This is a genomic window from Mesorhizobium sp. M1396, from assembly GCF_040317725.1.
GTDB lineage: Bacteria > Pseudomonadota > Alphaproteobacteria > Rhizobiales > Rhizobiaceae > Mesorhizobium.
Genome location: NZ_JAMYLA010000003.1, coordinates 109,125 through 125,202 on the forward strand (window position 1 = coordinate 109,125; position 16,078 = coordinate 125,202).

Consider the following 16,078-nt stretch of genomic DNA (forward strand, 5'->3'; position numbering starts at 1 on the left):
CATGGACGTTTCGTCGAACGCGGACTATCTAGAGCGCTACAATCCCATTCAGGCATGGACAAGAAGGCCTCTCGGTTGGCACGCGGATTTTTCATCACCTTCGAAGGCGGCGAAGGAGCAGGCAAGTCGACGCAGATCGAGCGGCTGGCCAGGAAGATGCGCGCCAAGAAATACGATGTCCTCCTTACCCGTGAACCGGGCGGCTCGCCGGGCGCCGAAGCGGTCAGGCATGTGCTGCTTTCGGGCGCCGCCGAACCGTTCGGGCCGAAGATGGAAGCGCTGCTTTTCGCCGCCGCGCGTTCCGACCATGTCGAGCAGGTCATCCGGCCGGCGGTCGAGCGTGGCTCCATCGTGCTTTGCGACCGCTTCCTGGATTCCTCGCGCGTCTACCAGGGGGTCACCGGTGGCATCGATCCGGCGTTCATGGATGCGCTGGAGCAGGTCGCCGTCAACGGCATGATGCCCGACATGACCCTGATCTTCGACATCGATCCGGCGGAAGGCCTCAGGCGCGCAACGCTGCGGCGCGGTACCGACGCAGACGCCGACCGCTTCGAAAAGGAGACGCTGGCGATCCATCAGGCTCGCCGCGAGGCATTTCTGGCGATCGCCGCGGCCGAGCCGGAGCGCTGTATCGTGGTCGACGCGGCCGCCGAGCCGGATGCGGTCGAGAATGTCGTCACCGCCGCCGTGTTCGCGGCGCTCGAAGCGAGAACGCCGGCGCGCAGCAGGCAGGCGACACCGGCATGATCTTCGAACGCATCGCACCCGAGCAGCACGACACGCTGGACGGCGTGCCCGAGCCATCCGAAACGCCGCGCCTAGTCGGACACCGGCAGGCCGCTGATATGCTCACCGCCGCTTACCGTGCGGGAAAGCTGCCGCATGCGCTGATCTTCTCCGGACCGGTCGGCATCGGCAAGGCGACGCTCGCCTTCCACCTTGCGCATCATCTCTTGAAGCACCCGGATTTCGCGCAGGCGCCGGAAAGCCTTGCCATTCCCGATCCGGCCTCGTCGCTGTTTCGCCAGATCGCCACCGGGGCGCATCCTGGCGTGCTGCATCTGACCCGGCCGCTGAACGACAAGACCAAGAGCTTCAAGACCGTCGTCACCGTCGATGAAATCCGCAAGGTCAACCGCTTCCTGTCGCTGACCTCGCATGACGGTAGCTACCGGGTCGTCATCGTCGACCCGGCCGATGACATGAACACCAATGCCGCCAATGCCTTACTGAAGAATCTTGAGGAGCCGCCGGCACGAACGCTGTTCATCCTGGTTGTCCATGCTCCGGGCAGCCTGTTGCCGACGATCCGGTCGCGCTGCCAGATGGTGCGATTGACGCCGCTCGACGCCGACGAGCTGATGGCGGTGCTGGAAACGGCGTAACGGCCGCCGCCGCATGATCCGGCGGCGCGGGCGGCCCTGGTCGGCCGGGCAGGCGGCAGCGCGCGCAACGCGATCCTGTTGACGCAGTATGGTGGGCTGGAGATCGCCTCGACGCTCGATGCCCTGGTCACGGGCAGAAAGAGCGATGTCGGCGGCGCGTTTCGCCTTGCCGAGGCTGTGGCCGGCCGCGACCAGGCGATCCAGTTCGATATTTTCAACCGCCGGGCGCTCGACCTTTTGTCGGACGCGGCAAGCCAGGCGGCGCTGGCGGGCGATCTCGCACGGGCCAAAACCCTGTCGGACACTTGGCATGAGGCGCTGGACGCTATATCTGAGACCGACACCTACAATCTCGACAAGAAGCAGCACGCCTTGACCATGATCGACCGGCTGAATTCTGCAATGCGAATGTGACGGCCTTTTCGATGCATTGCCGCTGCCCCTAGAACCGGGGCCACTTTTGGGCGGCATGCATTGGCCTCGGGATGGCAATCGCCGTCTCGATGCGATATCCACCGCCACGCCTTTCCATTCAGACATTCATGACGGTTCATTCATGTCACGCGACAAATTCTACATCACCACACCGATCTTTTACCCAAACGGCAAGCCGCATATCGGTCATGCCTATACGGTCATTGCAACCGACGCGCTGGCTCGCTTCCAGCGGCTGGACGGCAAGGACGTCTTTTTCCTGACCGGCACCGACGAACACGGCCTCAAGATGCAGCAGACGGCCGAGAAGGAAGGCATAACGCCCTTGGTGCTCGCCGACCGCAATTCGGCGATTTTCCGCGAGATGACCGAGGCGATGGGCGGCTCGAATGACGAGTACATTCGCACGACAGAGCCGCGCCACTATGAATCCTGTCAGGCGATCTGGAAGGCGATGGCCGCCAATGGCGACATCTATCTCGACCGCTATAGCGGCTGGTATTCCGTCCGCCAGGAAGCCTATTTCGACGAGGCCGAGACGACGCTCGGCGAAGACGGCGTGCGGCGCGAACCGCTCGGCTCGCCCGTCGAATGGAACGAGGAAGAAAGCTACTTCTTCAGGCTTTCCGCCTATCAGGACAAATTGCTGGCCCTTTATGACAGCCAGCCTGACTTCGTGGGACCTGCCGAACGCCGCAACGAGGTGCTGAGCTTCGTCAAATCCGGGCTGAAGGATCTGTCGATCTCGCGCACGACCTTCAAATGGGGCGTGCCGGTGCCAGGCGACGACAAGCATGTGATGTATGTGTGGGTCGATGCCTTGACCAACTACATCACCGCCGCCGGCTACCCCGACACGAAGGCCGAGCAATGGCGCTATTGGCCGGCCACGCACATCATCGGCAAGGACATTGTCCGCTTTCATGCGGTCTACTGGCCGGCCTTTCTGATGTCGGCCGGCATCGAGTTGCCAACCCGCGTCTTCGCGCATGGCTTCCTGTTCAACCGCGGCGAGAAAATGTCGAAATCGGTTGGCAACGTCGTCGATCCATTCGCGATGGTCGAGCACTACGGTCTCGACCAGGTGCGTTATTTCTTCCTGCGCGAGGTGCCGTTCGGCCAGGATGGCAGCTACAGCCACGACGCGATCGTCAACCGCACAAACGCCGACCTTGCCAACGGCCTCGGCAATCTGGCGCAGCGCTCGCTGTCGATGATCGCCAAGAACTGCGACGGCGTGGTGCCGCAGCGCGGCGACCTGACGGAAGCCGACAAGGCGATCCTCGACCAGGCGGCGGCGGCTCTTGCCACGGCGCGCAAGGCGATGGCTGGGCAAGGTATCCACCTGGCACTGGCGGCGATCTTCGACGTGGTGGCGGAAGCCGACCGATATTTCGCCGGTGAGGCACCATGGGCGTTGAAGAAGACCAACCCGGCGCGCATGGAAACCGTGCTGTGGACGACCGCCGAGGTCGTGCGTCGCGTGGCGCTGCTGTGTCAGCCCTTCGTCCCGGGATCGGCCAACAAACTGCTCGACCTGCTGGCGATACCGGCGGAGAGCCGCGACTTCGTCCATGTCCACGCGGACCATGCGCTGGTGCCTGGCACTGCGTTGCCCGTGCCGGAAGGCGTGTTTCCGCGTTATGTCGAACAGCCGGACGCGAGCATCTGATGCTTGTCGACAGCCACTGCCATCTGGATTTTCCAGATTTTGCCGAGGAGCGGGCGGCTATTGTCGCCCGCGCCAAGGCGGCTGGAATCGGCCGTATGGTGACGATCTCAACCCGCGTGAAGCGGTTTCAGCAAATCCTTGAAATCGCGGAAACTTTCGACGAAGTATACTGTTCGGTCGGCACCCATCCACACAACGCCGCGGAAGAGCTGGACGTGACGTCGGCCGATCTCGTGCGGCTGGCCGCTCACCCGAAGGTGGTGGCGATCGGCGAGGCCGGTCTCGATTATTTCTACGACAAGGCGCCACGCGATGCACAGGCGCAAGGCTTTCGCAATCACATCGCCGCGGCGCGTGAGACAGGATTGCCGCTGGTCATCCATTCGCGCGATGCCGACGACGACATGGCTGGTATTCTCGAGGACGAAACAGGGAAGGGCGCCTTCCCCTTCATCCTGCATTGCTTTTCCTCGGGGCGTCGGCTTGCCGAAATCGGTGTCGCGCTCGGTGGTTACGTGTCGTTCTCAGGCATCCTGACATTCAAGAATTCGGCTGAGTTGCGCGCCATTGCCGCCGACGTGCCGCATGACCGACTGCTGGTCGAAACCGACGCGCCCTATCTGGCGCCTATCCCATTTCGCGGCAAGCGCAATGAGCCGGCCTATGTCGCGCACACGGCCAAGGTGCTGGCCGAAACAATCGGCGTCGGCGAGGCCGAAATCGCCGCGCTGACAACGAACAATTTCTTCCGCCTGTTCGGCAAAATGCCGCGACCTCCCGAGCAAAGTGCTTGGCCGAGCAAAGTGCCTGAACGATGACCGACCGGCTGCGCCTCACCATTCTCGGCTGCGGCTCGTCGCCAGGCACGCCGCGCATCACCGGCGACTGGGGTAAATGCGATCCGGACAATCCGAAGAACCGGCGCATGCGCACCGCCGCGCTGGTCGAGCGGATCGCGGCCAACGGCGGCCGCACGACCGTCGTCATCGACACCGGGCCTGATTTCCGCCAGCAGATGCTGTTGGCCTGCGTCAAACGCATCGATGCGGTCGTCTATACGCACCCGCATGCCGACCATATCCACGGCATCGACGATCTGCGAGGTTTCGTCCTCGATCAGCGCCAATTGATCGATATCCATGCCGACAGCGTAACGATGCTTCGGCTGCGGGAGGCGTTCGGATACTGCTTCGAGACGCCGCAGGGCAGTTCTTATCCGCCGATCGTCAAGCCGCATCTCATCGACCACGCCAGGCCGATGGTCATCGAAGGAGAGGGGGGTGCCCTCACCCTCGAGCCGTTGCCGCAGATACATGGCGACATCATATCGCTCGGCTTCCGCATCGGCGCGCTCGCCTATTGCCCAGATATCAGCGACTTTCCGGAGGCTACCGCCAAACGGCTGCGCGACCTCGACGTGCTGATCATCGACGCGCTGCAGTACCGGATGCACCCAAGTCACCTGTCACTTGGAGAAGCGCTTGAATGGATCGAGCGATTGGCGCCAGGACACGCCGTGCTGACTCATATGCATGTGCCGCTCGACTACGCAACGGTGATGGCCGAGACACCAGCCAACGTCGAGCCGGCCTATGATGGAATGATGATCGAAATCCCTTATGAGTCAGCATGATAGCAAGGGGTCTTCACGCCCCGCTCCTTGACACGAACATGAACAGCGTCCAATCCACTCATAGCCGACGCGAGGATACGCATCAAGCCGATGAAAAATATCGGCAATTTCCGGCATCGCCCCAACGCATTAGTTCCATAATCTATCTTATGCGACTTTCGGATGTAGCAGCCATTTGGTATTGCGACAGTAGCCCCAGTTAGAGATGCGACACTTCCCGCTTCCGAGGCTGGTCAACATAAAGCTGGAAAGGAAGGCTGGCGACTTCACGGAGCCTGACGCGAGTCGCATCTTCGTCCGGACCGTCCTCGCGATAGAAGATGCTGTTTTCGTCAACCTTGATCCGGCGGTGTCGCAATTTTTGCCTCCTCGGTCATATCGATCTGGCTGGTAGCCGACCTCTTTGTCGTTTACGGCGCTGCCGCTTGAAGGTTCCCTGGAAATCCCAGACTCAAGAGATCCGTGTCGTTGAAAGTGGCCGGCTCCGCTAATCCGCCACCGCTCGCGGGACCGGCGGCAATTCGGGCGCATTCAGTCCCCTGAAGGGGTCGCGCCAGGCATCGATCTCTTCAAGCCGACGATACCAGCGGCTGACAGACGAATAGTCTTCAAGCGGCAGTCTGGCGGCATCGTTGAATGGCAGAAAGGTTGCCATTCGAAAGTCCGCGTAGGAAACCGAATTTCCGACCAGCCATTGCCGCTCGGCAAGCACGGCGTCGAGTATTGCGGCGGCGGCGCGGAAATGTCCTAGCCCCTCGTCCACCCGCTCCTGATCGATCGGGCCTATGCCATACCGCTGTTTGGTGCCACGTTCGAAATGCACCGTGTCGCAAGCGAATGCGAAGTGCTCCTTGCCCCAACTGAGCCACCGAATCATCTCGGGTTCGTCATCGCCGGTGCGCCAGAAATCCGAATGTGCGCCGCGCGAAAGCCGGCAGGCTATGGCGTCTGCCTCCCAGAGGCTTTTTCCCTCGTCTTCCACAAGGATGGGCAGTGAGAGATTGGGATTTAACGGGCGATACTTCTCTGCTTGTCCCGGAGCGAATGGCGAGGCGAATTCGAACTCGACTTTCGCATCGAGATAGCGTGCAACCGCAACGGCAAGCCGAGGATTGGGATTGCGGCTGAAGTACAGCTTCATCGGGCACCGCCGGTGTGGCCGGGTCTATCGAACAAGGGCGTCACAGCAGCCGTATCTGATAGCTCAGCACGCGCTTCGCACCAGGCGCGATGAGCATCAGGCCCGGCTTGTCAATAAAATCGCCATCGAAGTCCACCGGACTTGCGATGCCGTGCCAGGGTTCGATGCAAAGGAACGGCGCGCCACCCGGCTTTGACCAGACGCCCAACTCCTGAACCCCTTGCCACGACATCTCGATCGCCGGACCGCGGTCGGCGGCGTAGCGCACGCTGGTGCTGGCAGGCCGATCCAGAATGACCGCATCCTCGTCGAACAGCCGTTCGGAGAGCCTGAGGATATTGCCTTCGACTGGCGTCGGCTGCGGCGTCGGCAACAGCAGGCCGTCCTTCAGCCGGCGGATCGGCGCTTGCTCGGCGGAGGAAAAGGTCAGCCGATAATCCCTCTTGGCCAGATCCGGCAGCAAGGGCCAATTGAACGCCGGGTGCGCCCCTATCGATGCCGGCAGCGGCTTGTTGCCGGTGTTGGTGATGTCGAAGCTCACACCAAGTTGCTTGCGGTCCAGCGCGTAGGTCACTTCAAGCCGAAAGGCGAAGGGGTAATGCGCACGGGTATCGGCGTCGTCGGTGAGGACCAATGTGCAGGACCCCGGCCCCCTCTCCGCCCAGGCAAACGGCTTGTCGCGCGCGAAGCCGTGCTGGGTCATCGGATAAGTCTGGCCTTGATGGTGCAACCGGTCGCCCTTCAGCCGCCCGACGATCGGGAACAGCACCGGCGAGTGACGCCTCCATTCCGGGCCGGCCTGCCACAGAAACTCCGTGCCGTCGGCATCGCGCAGAGAGACCAGTTCGGCGCCCTGCCCGACGACGGTCGCTGAGATGCCGTCGCCGCGAAGCATCAGGCTGTCTTGTTCCATATGTCCTCGCGGTTTGCTGGCGGGACAGCCAGGTTAGCAAAAGCCTTCGCGGACTCAAAGGGCGAGCATGTTGGCGCCTTCGTCCCGGTGCTTGCCGGATCAGATGGCGGTCAAGGGCAAGCCAGGCAGCACCTTGTCAAGGGTTATCGGAAATTCGCGCACCCTGACGCCCGTGGCGTTGTAGACGGCGTTGGCGACAGCAGCCCCCGCCCCGCAGACGCCGAGTTCGCCGAGTCCCTTGGCGCCGAGCGGATTGGCCTTGTCATCATGTTCCTCGAGGAAGACTACCTCCATCCCGGCGATGTCGGCATTGACCGGAACGTGATACTCGGCAAGGTCGTGGTTGACGAAGTGGCCGTAGCGCTGATCGAGCACCGTCTCCTCCATCAGCGCCGCGCCGATGCCCCAGCTCATGCCGCATGGTGCGGGCTTCGCCACCTGGCGACAAGGTCTCGATCCTGGCGTCGAGCCCGGCCATGGCAACCGCCATGTCGGAGGGATGAACCGCAATGCAGGCTTCGCTTGCACCGAGGACCGCATGCATGCGGTTGAAGCCTTGCAGCGCGGCACAACCGGAACCCGGCTCGCGTTTGTTGCACGGCATGTTGCGGTCGTAGAAATAGAAGCAGCGCGTGCGCTGCAGGAGATTGCCGGCGGTCGAGGCCTTGTTGCGGATCTGGCCGGAAGCTCCCGCCAGCAGCGCTTGCGAGAGCATCGGGTATTGCGACCTCACCCGCGGCTCGGCGGCAAGATCGCTGTTGCGGACCTGTGCGCCGATGCGCAGGCCACCTTCCACGGTTTCCTCGATCCGGTCGAGCGGCAGGCGGCTGATGTCGACGAGATGCGCCGGCCGCTCGATATCGAGCTTCATCAGGTCGAGGAGATTGGTGCCGCCGCTGATGAATTTGGCGTCCGGCCGATTGGCAACCGCGGCGGCCGCCTCTTCCGCCCTCCCGGCGCGCTCATAGGTGAAAGCCCGCATCGCTCACGCCTCCCCTGCCGCGTCGCGGATGGCGGCGACGATGTTCGGATAGGCAGCGCAACGGCAGATATTGCCGCTCATCCGTTCGCGGATCTCGGCATCGTTGAGCGCGACCGAAGCTGCCGCCACTTCGTCGCTGGCATGGCTCGGCCAACCCTCCCTGGCCTCGCCCAGCATGCCAACCGCGGAGCAGATCTGGCCGGGCGTGCAATATCCGCACTGGAAGCCGTCGCGGGCGATGAAGGCGGCCTGAACGGGATGAAGCCGGTTGCCGTCGGCGAGCCCTTCGATAGTGGTGATCTCGTCGCCCTCATGCATGACCGCGAGCGTCAGGCAGGAATTGATCCGACGGCCATTGACGAGGATGGTGCAGGCGCCGCACTGGCCGTGATCACAGCCTTTCTTCGAACCGGTAAGGCCGAGATGATTGCGGAACGTGTCGAGCAGCGTCGTCCGCGGATCGAGCTCGACGGCAAAGTCCCTGGCGTTGATGCGCAGCGACACCGGCATCTTTGGTCCCGGCGTGGTGGACGCGGCTGCGACGGCGGGCTCCAATTGCTGGGCTTCAACCGGAACCCCGGTTGCCAGCAGCAGACCGGTCGCGGCCCCTCCTTCCAGCACCGCTCGACGCGTCGGTCCGTTCCTGTTGTCCGTCTCAGCCATGCGTAATCTCCCGGTCACAAAGATTAGGGCTCGACAGCGACCCGACAGCTGGTGCGCCGGACACTCATCGACACCTATGGACGTGGTCCGGCAGGCTCGGCTTTTCTTTCAGGAAATCGGCGGCACTATCAGGATTCCGGAGAAAACTGCACCCGGTAGGCCCGAGGAGTCATGCCTCTGAGGCGCCGGAACGTCGCGGTGAAGTGGCTCTGGCTCGAAAAGCCGAAGCGAAAGGCAATGGTGCCGATGGACGCCCCGGTTTCACGCAGCACGACTTCCGCCCGCCGCACCCGTTCCTCGATCACATAGGCGTAAGGTGCGAGACCGGTCGTCGCCTTGAAGCGGCGCGCAAACGTGTCGACTCCCATCTCTGCGACAGCCGCCAGTTCGCTCAGCGAAATGTCGGAGTTGATGCGTGCCTCGATGTATTCCTGGATGCGGGCAAACGTGCGGCGGCCGAGATGACCGTAACGCACGGCCGGGAGCTGCTTGCCGGCCAGCATCGCCACGCGCAAGCTGACGAGCGCCGCCAGATGCTCGACATAGGCAGTGTCCGGCTTGTGGCCGAGCGCCATCTCGACCCGGAGCGAACTCAAAAGCGTTGCGATGACATTGTCGCTCCTGTTCACCAGGATCGGCGTATCCGCCAGGCTTTCGCTTCCTGGAAATTCGGGATCGATCCACAGGGCCGAATAGGAAAGATTGACGTCCCGGTAGGTGCCGAGCCGCTCCGCGCCGGCGGGGACGAAGGTGAGGTCTCCCGGACGATCCATCCCGTCGTAGACAGACTTTTCCCCGGAGCGGATCGATGTATGCGACGTCCCGCCTTCCTCGGTCAGTACGACCAGATGGTGGGGAGCTGTCCAGCGGAGCTCAGCGTCCCGACACACCCAGCGCCGATTGTCGAAAACGACCGAAGAGTCGACCCAGGCTGCCGTTTGCAGGGCTTCCGACTTCTCCTCCCGGCTCCGAATCCGTCCATGACCAAGCAAGGGTCTGAATGACATCGCGATATTTTAATGATCCACTTTTGAGCAACAGAACGCTCGGGTTGGAATTATTCGCCTGGCCTCCGATGGCGAGATGATCAGCACGGGAGCCGGGGCTTGCCCGATCTGGTTGATCGGGCAGGTCGGCAGGAAGGCGTTACTCGCGTTCGCCGGTGAAATTCAGCAGCAGCTGGAAGATGTTGATGAAGTTCAGATAGAGCGAGAAGGCGCCGAAAACGGCGAGCTTCTGGCGCGATTCAGCGTCGAAGTTCTCGGCATACTGTTCCTTGATCGTCTGGGTGTCCCAGGCGGTCAGGCCGATGAACACGGCAATGCCGATCACAGAGATGGCGAACTGCAGCGCGGTCGAGCCGAGGAAGATGTTGACGATGCTGGCGATCACCACGCCGATCAGGCCCATGATGAGGAACGACGAGAACTGGGTCAGGTCGCGCCTGGTCGTGTAGCCGTAGAGGCTGGTGGCGCCGAACATGGTGGCGGCGATGAAGAAGGTGCGCGCGATGCTGGTTCCGGTGAAGACCAGGAATACCGAAGCGAGCGACAGGCCCATGACCGCGCAGAAGGCCCAGAACATCGCCTGGGCGCTGGCCGCCGACATGGTCTGCATCTTGAACGAGAACAGCACGACGAAGGCGAGCGGCGCCAGCATCACCACCCATTTCAGCGGGCTAGAGAAAATCGGCACGTAGAGCGCCGGCGTCGACGAGATCATGAAGGCGACGAGGCCGGTGACCACCAGGCCGACGCCCATGTAGTTGTAGACGCGCAGCATGTGCCGGCGCAGGCCCTCGTCGAAGATGGCGCCGGTTTGGGCGGCGGCGCCGGTGCGGTATCCCAGATTGGGCGTGTTCATTTGCATTCTCCTTTGTGGATCGGTCAGTAAAGCGTGGATCGATCAGTAAAGCGTCTTGGCGAGCGTCTCGGCGGCACGGTCGAGGTCGTGGACCTCGCTTCGTCCGACCACCGCATAGGCAACCTCGCCGATCTGGAAATAGGCCGATGAAATGTCGCCCGAAGGCGCCACGGTCGGCTTGACGACGTCGAAGGTTCCCGGCCGGATCGCGAACAGCGACACCAGCCCCATGTCTTTGGTCTCGACCGCCATCTCGACGCTCGGGCCAAAGCGCGACGGATAGATCTGCACGTCGCGGACTTTCCAGTCCTCAGGCAGCGACGGCATGACGATGGCGGTCGCGGCGCGGATCTCGCCGGCGTTGTAATTGGGCGCTTCCGGCTGCGACGGCATGCTCTCGCGCACCAGCGTCGTCCTGTGGGCCCGCACCGCCTCGTCGACATAGGCGGGCGGCTGCGGCGAGGCGACGACCTGGGTCACCGACATCGGCCCGATGATGCCGTTCGCCAGCCAGCCGGCGGCGACGAAGGCAGCGACCGCCGCCGCGCGCTGCAACACGCCGAAGATGCGGCCGCGGGCAAGCCCCCTCTCCAGCCGCCGCGCGGCGTCGGCGGTCGCGGGCCGCGCCATGCCCCAGGAGCCGGCAAGCGCCACGCGCAGTTCATCGCGGGTTCGGAGATCCGACATCACGCGCGCCGCTGCCTCCGGCCGGGCGGACAGAAATGCCTCGACCTCGATGCGGCGGGCGACGTCGATCTGGTCGTCGACATAGGCGTCGAGATCGATATCGGTCACGGGATCGACAGCTGCTGTCATGACTGGCCTCCAACGATCCTGAGGTGGTTTTTCGCCTTCGCGGGTGCCGCCGCCTCCATCTCTCGCAATGCGGCACGCGCCCTGCCGATGCGTGACATCAGCGTTCCCAGGGGCACGCCGCTGGCATCGGCGGCTTGGCTGTAGGAAAGGCCTTCGATGGCGACGAGGTGCAGCGCCGAACGCTGTTCTTCCGGCAGGCTGAAAAAGGCTTCTCGCACTTGAGCCAGGCGCACCGAATGCTCCTGCGGCGCCGGCGTGCTGCCATCGGCAAGATATCCGGCCTGTTGGAGGCGCGAGGCTTCCGACCCGCGGGATCGCATCTTGTCGATGAAGGTGTTGTGGACGATCGACAGCAGCCAGGCGCGCAGGTTTCCACCGGAGCGGAAGGTGCCACGCCGTTCATAGGCGCGCACCAGCGCGTCGTGCACGAGATCCTCGGCATCCGCGCTGTCGCGCGTCAGCGAGCGCGCGTAGCGGCCAAGCGAACCGAGCTGTCCTATGATGTCAAAGCGTGGCATCGACGGTTTCATGTCCAGTTTACGGAGCATGTGGGGATTTTAATCCCTGCCCTGCCAATTTTCTTCGCCGGGTTCGCTGGAGGACATCGTTCGCTGCTGCCCCCAGAAAGCTTTGTGCAGGCTGAGACGGCAGGAAAAGCGCTGGCGAAACGCGACCGATTTGCGTATCACTCCGCCGCCATTGGAGCCGTATCGATGTTTGAAGCCCTGCAGCCCGCCCCCGCCGACAAGATCCTTGCGCTGATCGGCCTTTATCGCGCCGACCCGCGGCCCGACAAGGTCGACCTCGGTGTCGGCGTCTACAAGGATCGCGACGGCAAGACGCCGGTCATGCGGGCCGTGCGCGAAGCCGAAAAGCGGCTGCTGCAGGGGCAGGACACCAAGACCTATCTCGGCCTTGCCGGCGATATCGGTTTCAACATTGTGATGGCCAAGCTCGCCTTCGGTCCCGGCGCCGACATGACACGCATCCGCGCGGCACAGGCGCCCGGCGGCTCCGGAGCGCTGCGGCTGGTGGCGGAATTGCTGAAGCGGACACGCTCTGACGCAACCATCTGGCTGTCGGACCCGACCTGGCCGAACCACATGCCGGTGATGCGTGCTGCCGGCCTGCAGATCCGCGAATACCCCTATTTCGACGCCGCATCGGGCACTGTGCGTTTCGACGACATGCTGGCAGCGCTGCGGACGGCAAAGAGCGGCGACGTCGTGCTGCTGCATGGCTGCTGCCACAACCCGACCGGCGCCAATCTGGATGCAGCACAGTGGGCGGCCGTAGCCGAGCTGGTCGTCGAGCGCGAACTGCTGCCGTTTGTCGACATCGCCTATCAAGGCTTTGGCGATGGCCTCGAGGCCGACGCCCTCGGTTTGCGCCTGCTGGCCGCGAAGGTTCCGGAAATGGTGGTCGCCTCGAGCTGCTCGAAGAATTTCGCCGTCTACCGCGACCGTGTCGGCGCGGCAATGGTCCTGGCCAGGGACGGCGCACAGGCTGATGTGGCGATGAGCCAGATGTTGTCGGCGGCGCGCTCCATGTATTCGATGCCGCCGGACCACGGTGCGGCGACCGTGCGCATCGTGCTGGAAGACGCCGCCTTGCGTGCGGACTGGGAGGCGGAACTCGAAGAGATGCGGCTGCGCATGCTCAGGCTCCGGATCCAGTTCGCCGAAGTGCTGCGGCGTCAGTCCAATTCCGATCGTTTCGATTTTGTCGCCAGCCATCGCGGCATGTTCTCTCGCCTTGGCCTCACGGAAGCGCAAGTCGAACGGTTGCGTTCCGAGCACGGCATCTACATGGTCGGCGACAGCCGCATCAATGTGGCAGGCCTGCCCGAGGACGGCATGGACGAACTCGCCAAGGCGATCGTCTCTGTACTCGACTGAAGTGGCTCACCTGTGGACAAGGCTTCCGAGCCGGCTGACAGCGTTGGCCGCGCGGCCGGCCGCGGGATAGCATCCGATAGACTGTTTTGACGCAATTCCGGACAGAAAACCGTTTCCCACTTTTCCTGGAATAGCTCTAGATGACGCCATCGAAAGACATTTCGCGCCTGATCGAGATCATGGCGGCGTTGCGAGCCCCAAAGACCGGTTGTCCCTGGGACATCGAACAGGATTTTTCGACCATCGCGCCCTATACGATCGAGGAAGCCTACGAGGTGGCGGATGCCATCGCGCGCGGCGACCTCGACGATCTGCGCGACGAGCTCGGCGATCTTCTGCTGCAGGTCGTCTACCACGCGCAAATGGCTGAAGAGGCGGGTGAATTCGCCTTCGGCGACGTGGTCCAGGCGATCACCACCAAGATGATCCGCCGCCACCCGCATGTCTTCGGCGACGAAAAGGCCCGCAGCGCCGGCATGGCCAAGGGCATGTGGGAAAAGATCAAGGCCGAGGAGAAGGCGGAGAAACGACAAGCACGCCTCGCCCGGGGCCTCGACCCCGAGGACAACGGCAAGGGGTTTCTCGACAGCGTGCCGGTCGCCCTGCCCGCTCTGACGCGAGCCCTGAAACTTCAGGAGAAGGCCGCTCGCGTCGGCTTCGACTGGAGCGAGGCAGCCCCCATCCTCGACAAGATCGAGGAAGAGATCGGCGAATTGCGCGAGGCTCTGGCGAAAGGCGAGACGGCCTCGATCAAGGACGAGTTCGGCGACATGCTGTTTGCCGTCGTCAATCTCGGCCGGCACCTTAAGCTCGATTCGGAAGCAGCGCTGAGTGGCACCAACGAGAAATTTCGCTCACGCTTCCATTATGTCGAACAGGCCCTGGAAAAATCCGGCAGCACGCTGGAAAAGGCTAATCTGGCCGAGATGGAAGCGCTGTGGCAGGAAGCCAAAGGCGTGAAATAACCCGCGTTAGCCGTTGTTTTTCCGACGCAATCTGCTTTCGATCTCTTCGCGGGCGCTTTGCGTGGCCTTGAGCGAGATCGTGGCGCTGCCATCATCATTGTCGCTTCGCGAAACGACATCGCCATTGCGATAGAGCCAGTCGACAAGGCCGAACTGCGCCGGCTCGATCGTCACCGTCAGGTCTTCGAGTTCGCCCGCCATCCGTGTCTCGATGATCGCCTTCAGCGCATCGATTCCCTCGCCGGTCACCGCCGACACCGCAATCGGCGGCGCCTTGCTGGCATCGGCGCCATCGGCGAGCAGCCGGCCTCTGTTGCCTTCGTCGAGCCGGTCGATCTTGTTCCAGACTTCGATGACCCGTTTGGCGTCACCGGCGTCGACACCGAGGTCGGCGAGGATGCGCTCGACATCCTCGGCCTGAGCCGCGGTGTCCGGATCGGAAATGTCGCGCAGGTGGATGACGAGATCGGCCTCGACCACCTCTTCCAGGGTGGCGCGGAAAGCCGCGATCAGATGCGTCGGCAGGTCCGAAATGAAGCCGACCGTGTCCGAAAGGATGATCGGCGTACCATGCGGCAGGCGCACGCGGCGAAGCGTCGGATCGAGCGTGGCGAACAGCATGTCCTGCGCCAGTACATCCGCTCCGGTCAGCCGGTTGAACAGCGTCGACTTGCCGGCGTTGGTGTAGCCGACGATCGCCACCACCGGGAACGGCACTTTCTTGCGCTTGGCGCGGTGCAGGTCGCGGGTGCGGCGCACCGTTTCCAACTCTTGCTTCAGCTTGATGATCTTTTCCTGCAACTGCCGCCGGTCGGATTCGATCTGCGTTTCGCCGGGGCCGCCGAGGAAGCCCGCCCCGCCGCGCTGGCGCTCGAGGTGGGTCCAACTGCGCACAAGGCGGCCCTTCTGGTAGTTGAGATGGGCGAGCTCGACCTGCAGCGTGCCTTCCTTGGTGCGCGCGCGTTCGCCGAATATCTCGAGGATCAGCCCGGTGCGGTCCAGCACCTTGGCGTCCAGCTCTTTCTCGAGATTGCGCTGCTGCACCGGGGTCAGCGGATGGTCGACGATGACCACTTCGGCATGCCCCTCTTTGACGATTTCCGCGAATTCCGCGACCTTGCCGCTGCCGAGCAGCGTCGCCGGGCGCGGATCGTTGACGGTCACCACCGCGGTATGGATCAGATCAAGGTTGATGGCGCGGGCAAGGCCGACGGCCTCATCGTGACGAGCATCAGCCGAACGCATCAGCCGTGGACGGTTGGTCTCGTCGTCGTTGCGCTGGTGGCGGGTAAGGACGGGCACGATGACAACGGCCCGGGTCGGGCCCTTGGCTTCCGTCCCGGGATGATGCGCTGGTTTTCCGCGAACGGTAGCGTCCGCGTCTTTCTCACGTGCCAATCAGGCGCCCTGACTTTCCTCGCCATCGAACATCTGAACCGGCTGGCTCGGCATGATCGTGGAAATGGCATGCTTGTAGACGAGCTGGGAGTGACCGTCACGGCGCAGCAGGACACAGAAATTGTCGAACGAAGTGACCACGCCGGTCAGCTTGACGCCGTTGATGAGGAAGATGGTGAGCGGGTTCTTGCTCTTGCGAACTGAATTCAGGAACAGGTCCTGAAGGTTTTGCGATCGTTCCGCCATTGTTCTTGTCTTTCGCCGATCCCCTTCGGTTTGCAAGCCAATGCGCCAAATTAACGGGCGCATGT

At 63.0% G+C, this 16,078-nt stretch carries 15 protein-coding genes and 3 pseudogenes; 7 read left to right on the top strand and 11 right to left on the bottom strand.

All coding sequences use genetic code 11. The features are described 5' to 3' along the window. Window positions 1-75 precede the first annotated feature (75 nt). The 5 genes and pseudogenes from tmk to NKH02_RS03135 all read left to right on the top strand — a co-directional run bounded on the left by tmk (window position 76) and on the right by NKH02_RS03135 (window position 5,128). Complete coding sequence (gene tmk, locus NKH02_RS03115) at window positions 76-750, top strand: dTMP kinase (RefSeq protein WP_352868486.1); 675 nt, start codon at window positions 76-78, stop codon at window positions 748-750. Next, a pseudogene (locus NKH02_RS03120) lies at window positions 747-1,802 on the top strand (DNA polymerase III subunit delta'). The gene tmk and the pseudogene NKH02_RS03120 overlap by 4 nt, the downstream one beginning before the upstream one ends. A 142-nt stretch (window positions 1,803-1,944) precedes the next feature. Beyond that, window positions 1,945-3,495, top strand: a complete 1,551-nt coding sequence (gene metG / locus NKH02_RS03125) for a methionine--tRNA ligase (RefSeq protein WP_352876289.1) — start codon at window positions 1,945-1,947, stop codon at window positions 3,493-3,495. Further along, the gene (locus NKH02_RS03130; RefSeq protein WP_352876291.1) at window positions 3,495-4,313 is read left to right on the top strand and encodes a TatD family hydrolase; all 819 of its coding nucleotides are present in this window, start codon (window positions 3,495-3,497) and stop codon (window positions 4,311-4,313) included. Before metG ends, NKH02_RS03130 begins: the two co-directional genes overlap by 1 nt. Then, on the top strand, window positions 4,310-5,128 hold the full coding sequence (locus tag NKH02_RS03135) for an MBL fold metallo-hydrolase (protein ID WP_352876294.1): 819 nt from the start codon (window positions 4,310-4,312) through the stop codon (window positions 5,126-5,128). The genes NKH02_RS03130 and NKH02_RS03135 overlap by 4 nt, the downstream gene beginning before the upstream one ends. Before the next feature lie 487 nt (window positions 5,129-5,615). Here the strand turns inward: NKH02_RS03135 and NKH02_RS03140 are convergent, their stop codons facing one another. The 9 genes and pseudogenes from NKH02_RS03140 to NKH02_RS03180 form a co-directional block, all read right to left on the bottom strand. Beyond that, complete coding sequence (locus NKH02_RS03140; RefSeq protein WP_352876297.1) at window positions 5,616-6,269, bottom strand: glutathione S-transferase family protein; 654 nt, start codon at window positions 6,267-6,269, stop codon at window positions 5,616-5,618. Between the two features lie 40 nt (window positions 6,270-6,309). Beyond that, complete coding sequence (locus NKH02_RS03145) at window positions 6,310-7,182, bottom strand: aldose 1-epimerase family protein (RefSeq protein ID WP_352876300.1); 873 nt, start codon at window positions 7,180-7,182, stop codon at window positions 6,310-6,312. 99 nt (window positions 7,183-7,281) lie between these two features. Continuing rightward, a pseudogene (locus tag NKH02_RS03150) lies at window positions 7,282-7,599 on the bottom strand (molybdopterin cofactor-binding domain-containing protein); the annotation flags it as partial. 1 nt (window position 7,600) lies between these two features. Then, window positions 7,601-8,164, bottom strand: a pseudogene (locus tag NKH02_RS03155) (FAD binding domain-containing protein); the annotation flags it as partial. Between the two features lie 3 nt (window positions 8,165-8,167). Continuing rightward, window positions 8,168-8,827 carry a 2Fe-2S iron-sulfur cluster-binding protein gene (locus tag NKH02_RS03160; protein ID WP_352876303.1) on the bottom strand — a complete coding sequence of 220 codons (660 nt, stop codon included), beginning with the start codon at window positions 8,825-8,827 and terminating at the stop codon, window positions 8,168-8,170. A gap of 128 nt (window positions 8,828-8,955) precedes the next feature. Next, window positions 8,956-9,600, bottom strand: coding sequence for a helix-turn-helix domain-containing protein (locus NKH02_RS03165; protein ID WP_352876305.1), 645 nt, complete (start codon window positions 9,598-9,600; stop codon window positions 8,956-8,958). Between the two features lie 373 nt (window positions 9,601-9,973). Further along, a complete protein-coding gene (locus tag NKH02_RS03170; protein WP_352868450.1) occupies window positions 9,974-10,690 on the bottom strand; it encodes a Bax inhibitor-1/YccA family protein in 717 nt (238 codons plus the stop codon). 42 nt (window positions 10,691-10,732) lie between these two features. Further along, entirely contained in the window at window positions 10,733-11,506 is a 774-nt protein-coding gene (locus tag NKH02_RS03175; RefSeq protein ID WP_352876308.1) for an anti-sigma factor family protein, read from the bottom strand. After that, a complete protein-coding gene (locus tag NKH02_RS03180; RefSeq protein ID WP_352876310.1) occupies window positions 11,503-12,024 on the bottom strand; it encodes a sigma-70 family RNA polymerase sigma factor in 522 nt (173 codons plus the stop codon). The genes NKH02_RS03175 and NKH02_RS03180 overlap by 4 nt, the downstream gene beginning before the upstream one ends. Window positions 12,025-12,219: 195 nt before the next feature. Between NKH02_RS03180 and NKH02_RS03185 the strand changes: the two genes are divergently transcribed. After that, complete coding sequence (locus NKH02_RS03185; protein WP_352876313.1) at window positions 12,220-13,404, top strand: amino acid aminotransferase; 1,185 nt, start codon at window positions 12,220-12,222, stop codon at window positions 13,402-13,404. Window positions 13,405-13,544: 140 nt separating this feature from the next. Beyond that, on the top strand, window positions 13,545-14,369 hold the full coding sequence (gene mazG / locus NKH02_RS03190; RefSeq protein WP_352876316.1) for a nucleoside triphosphate pyrophosphohydrolase: 825 nt from the start codon (window positions 13,545-13,547) through the stop codon (window positions 14,367-14,369). 6 nt (window positions 14,370-14,375) lie between these two features. On the opposite strand, the gene hflX is transcribed toward mazG, so the two are convergent. Then, window positions 14,376-15,767 carry a GTPase HflX gene (gene hflX, locus NKH02_RS03195; RefSeq protein ID WP_352868439.1) on the bottom strand — a complete coding sequence of 464 codons (1,392 nt, stop codon included), beginning with the start codon at window positions 15,765-15,767 and terminating at the stop codon, window positions 14,376-14,378. Further along, entirely contained in the window at window positions 15,768-16,013 is a 246-nt protein-coding gene (gene hfq, locus NKH02_RS03200; protein WP_006202172.1) for an RNA chaperone Hfq, read from the bottom strand. It lies immediately after the preceding gene. Between the last annotated feature and the right edge of the window lie 65 nt (window positions 16,014-16,078).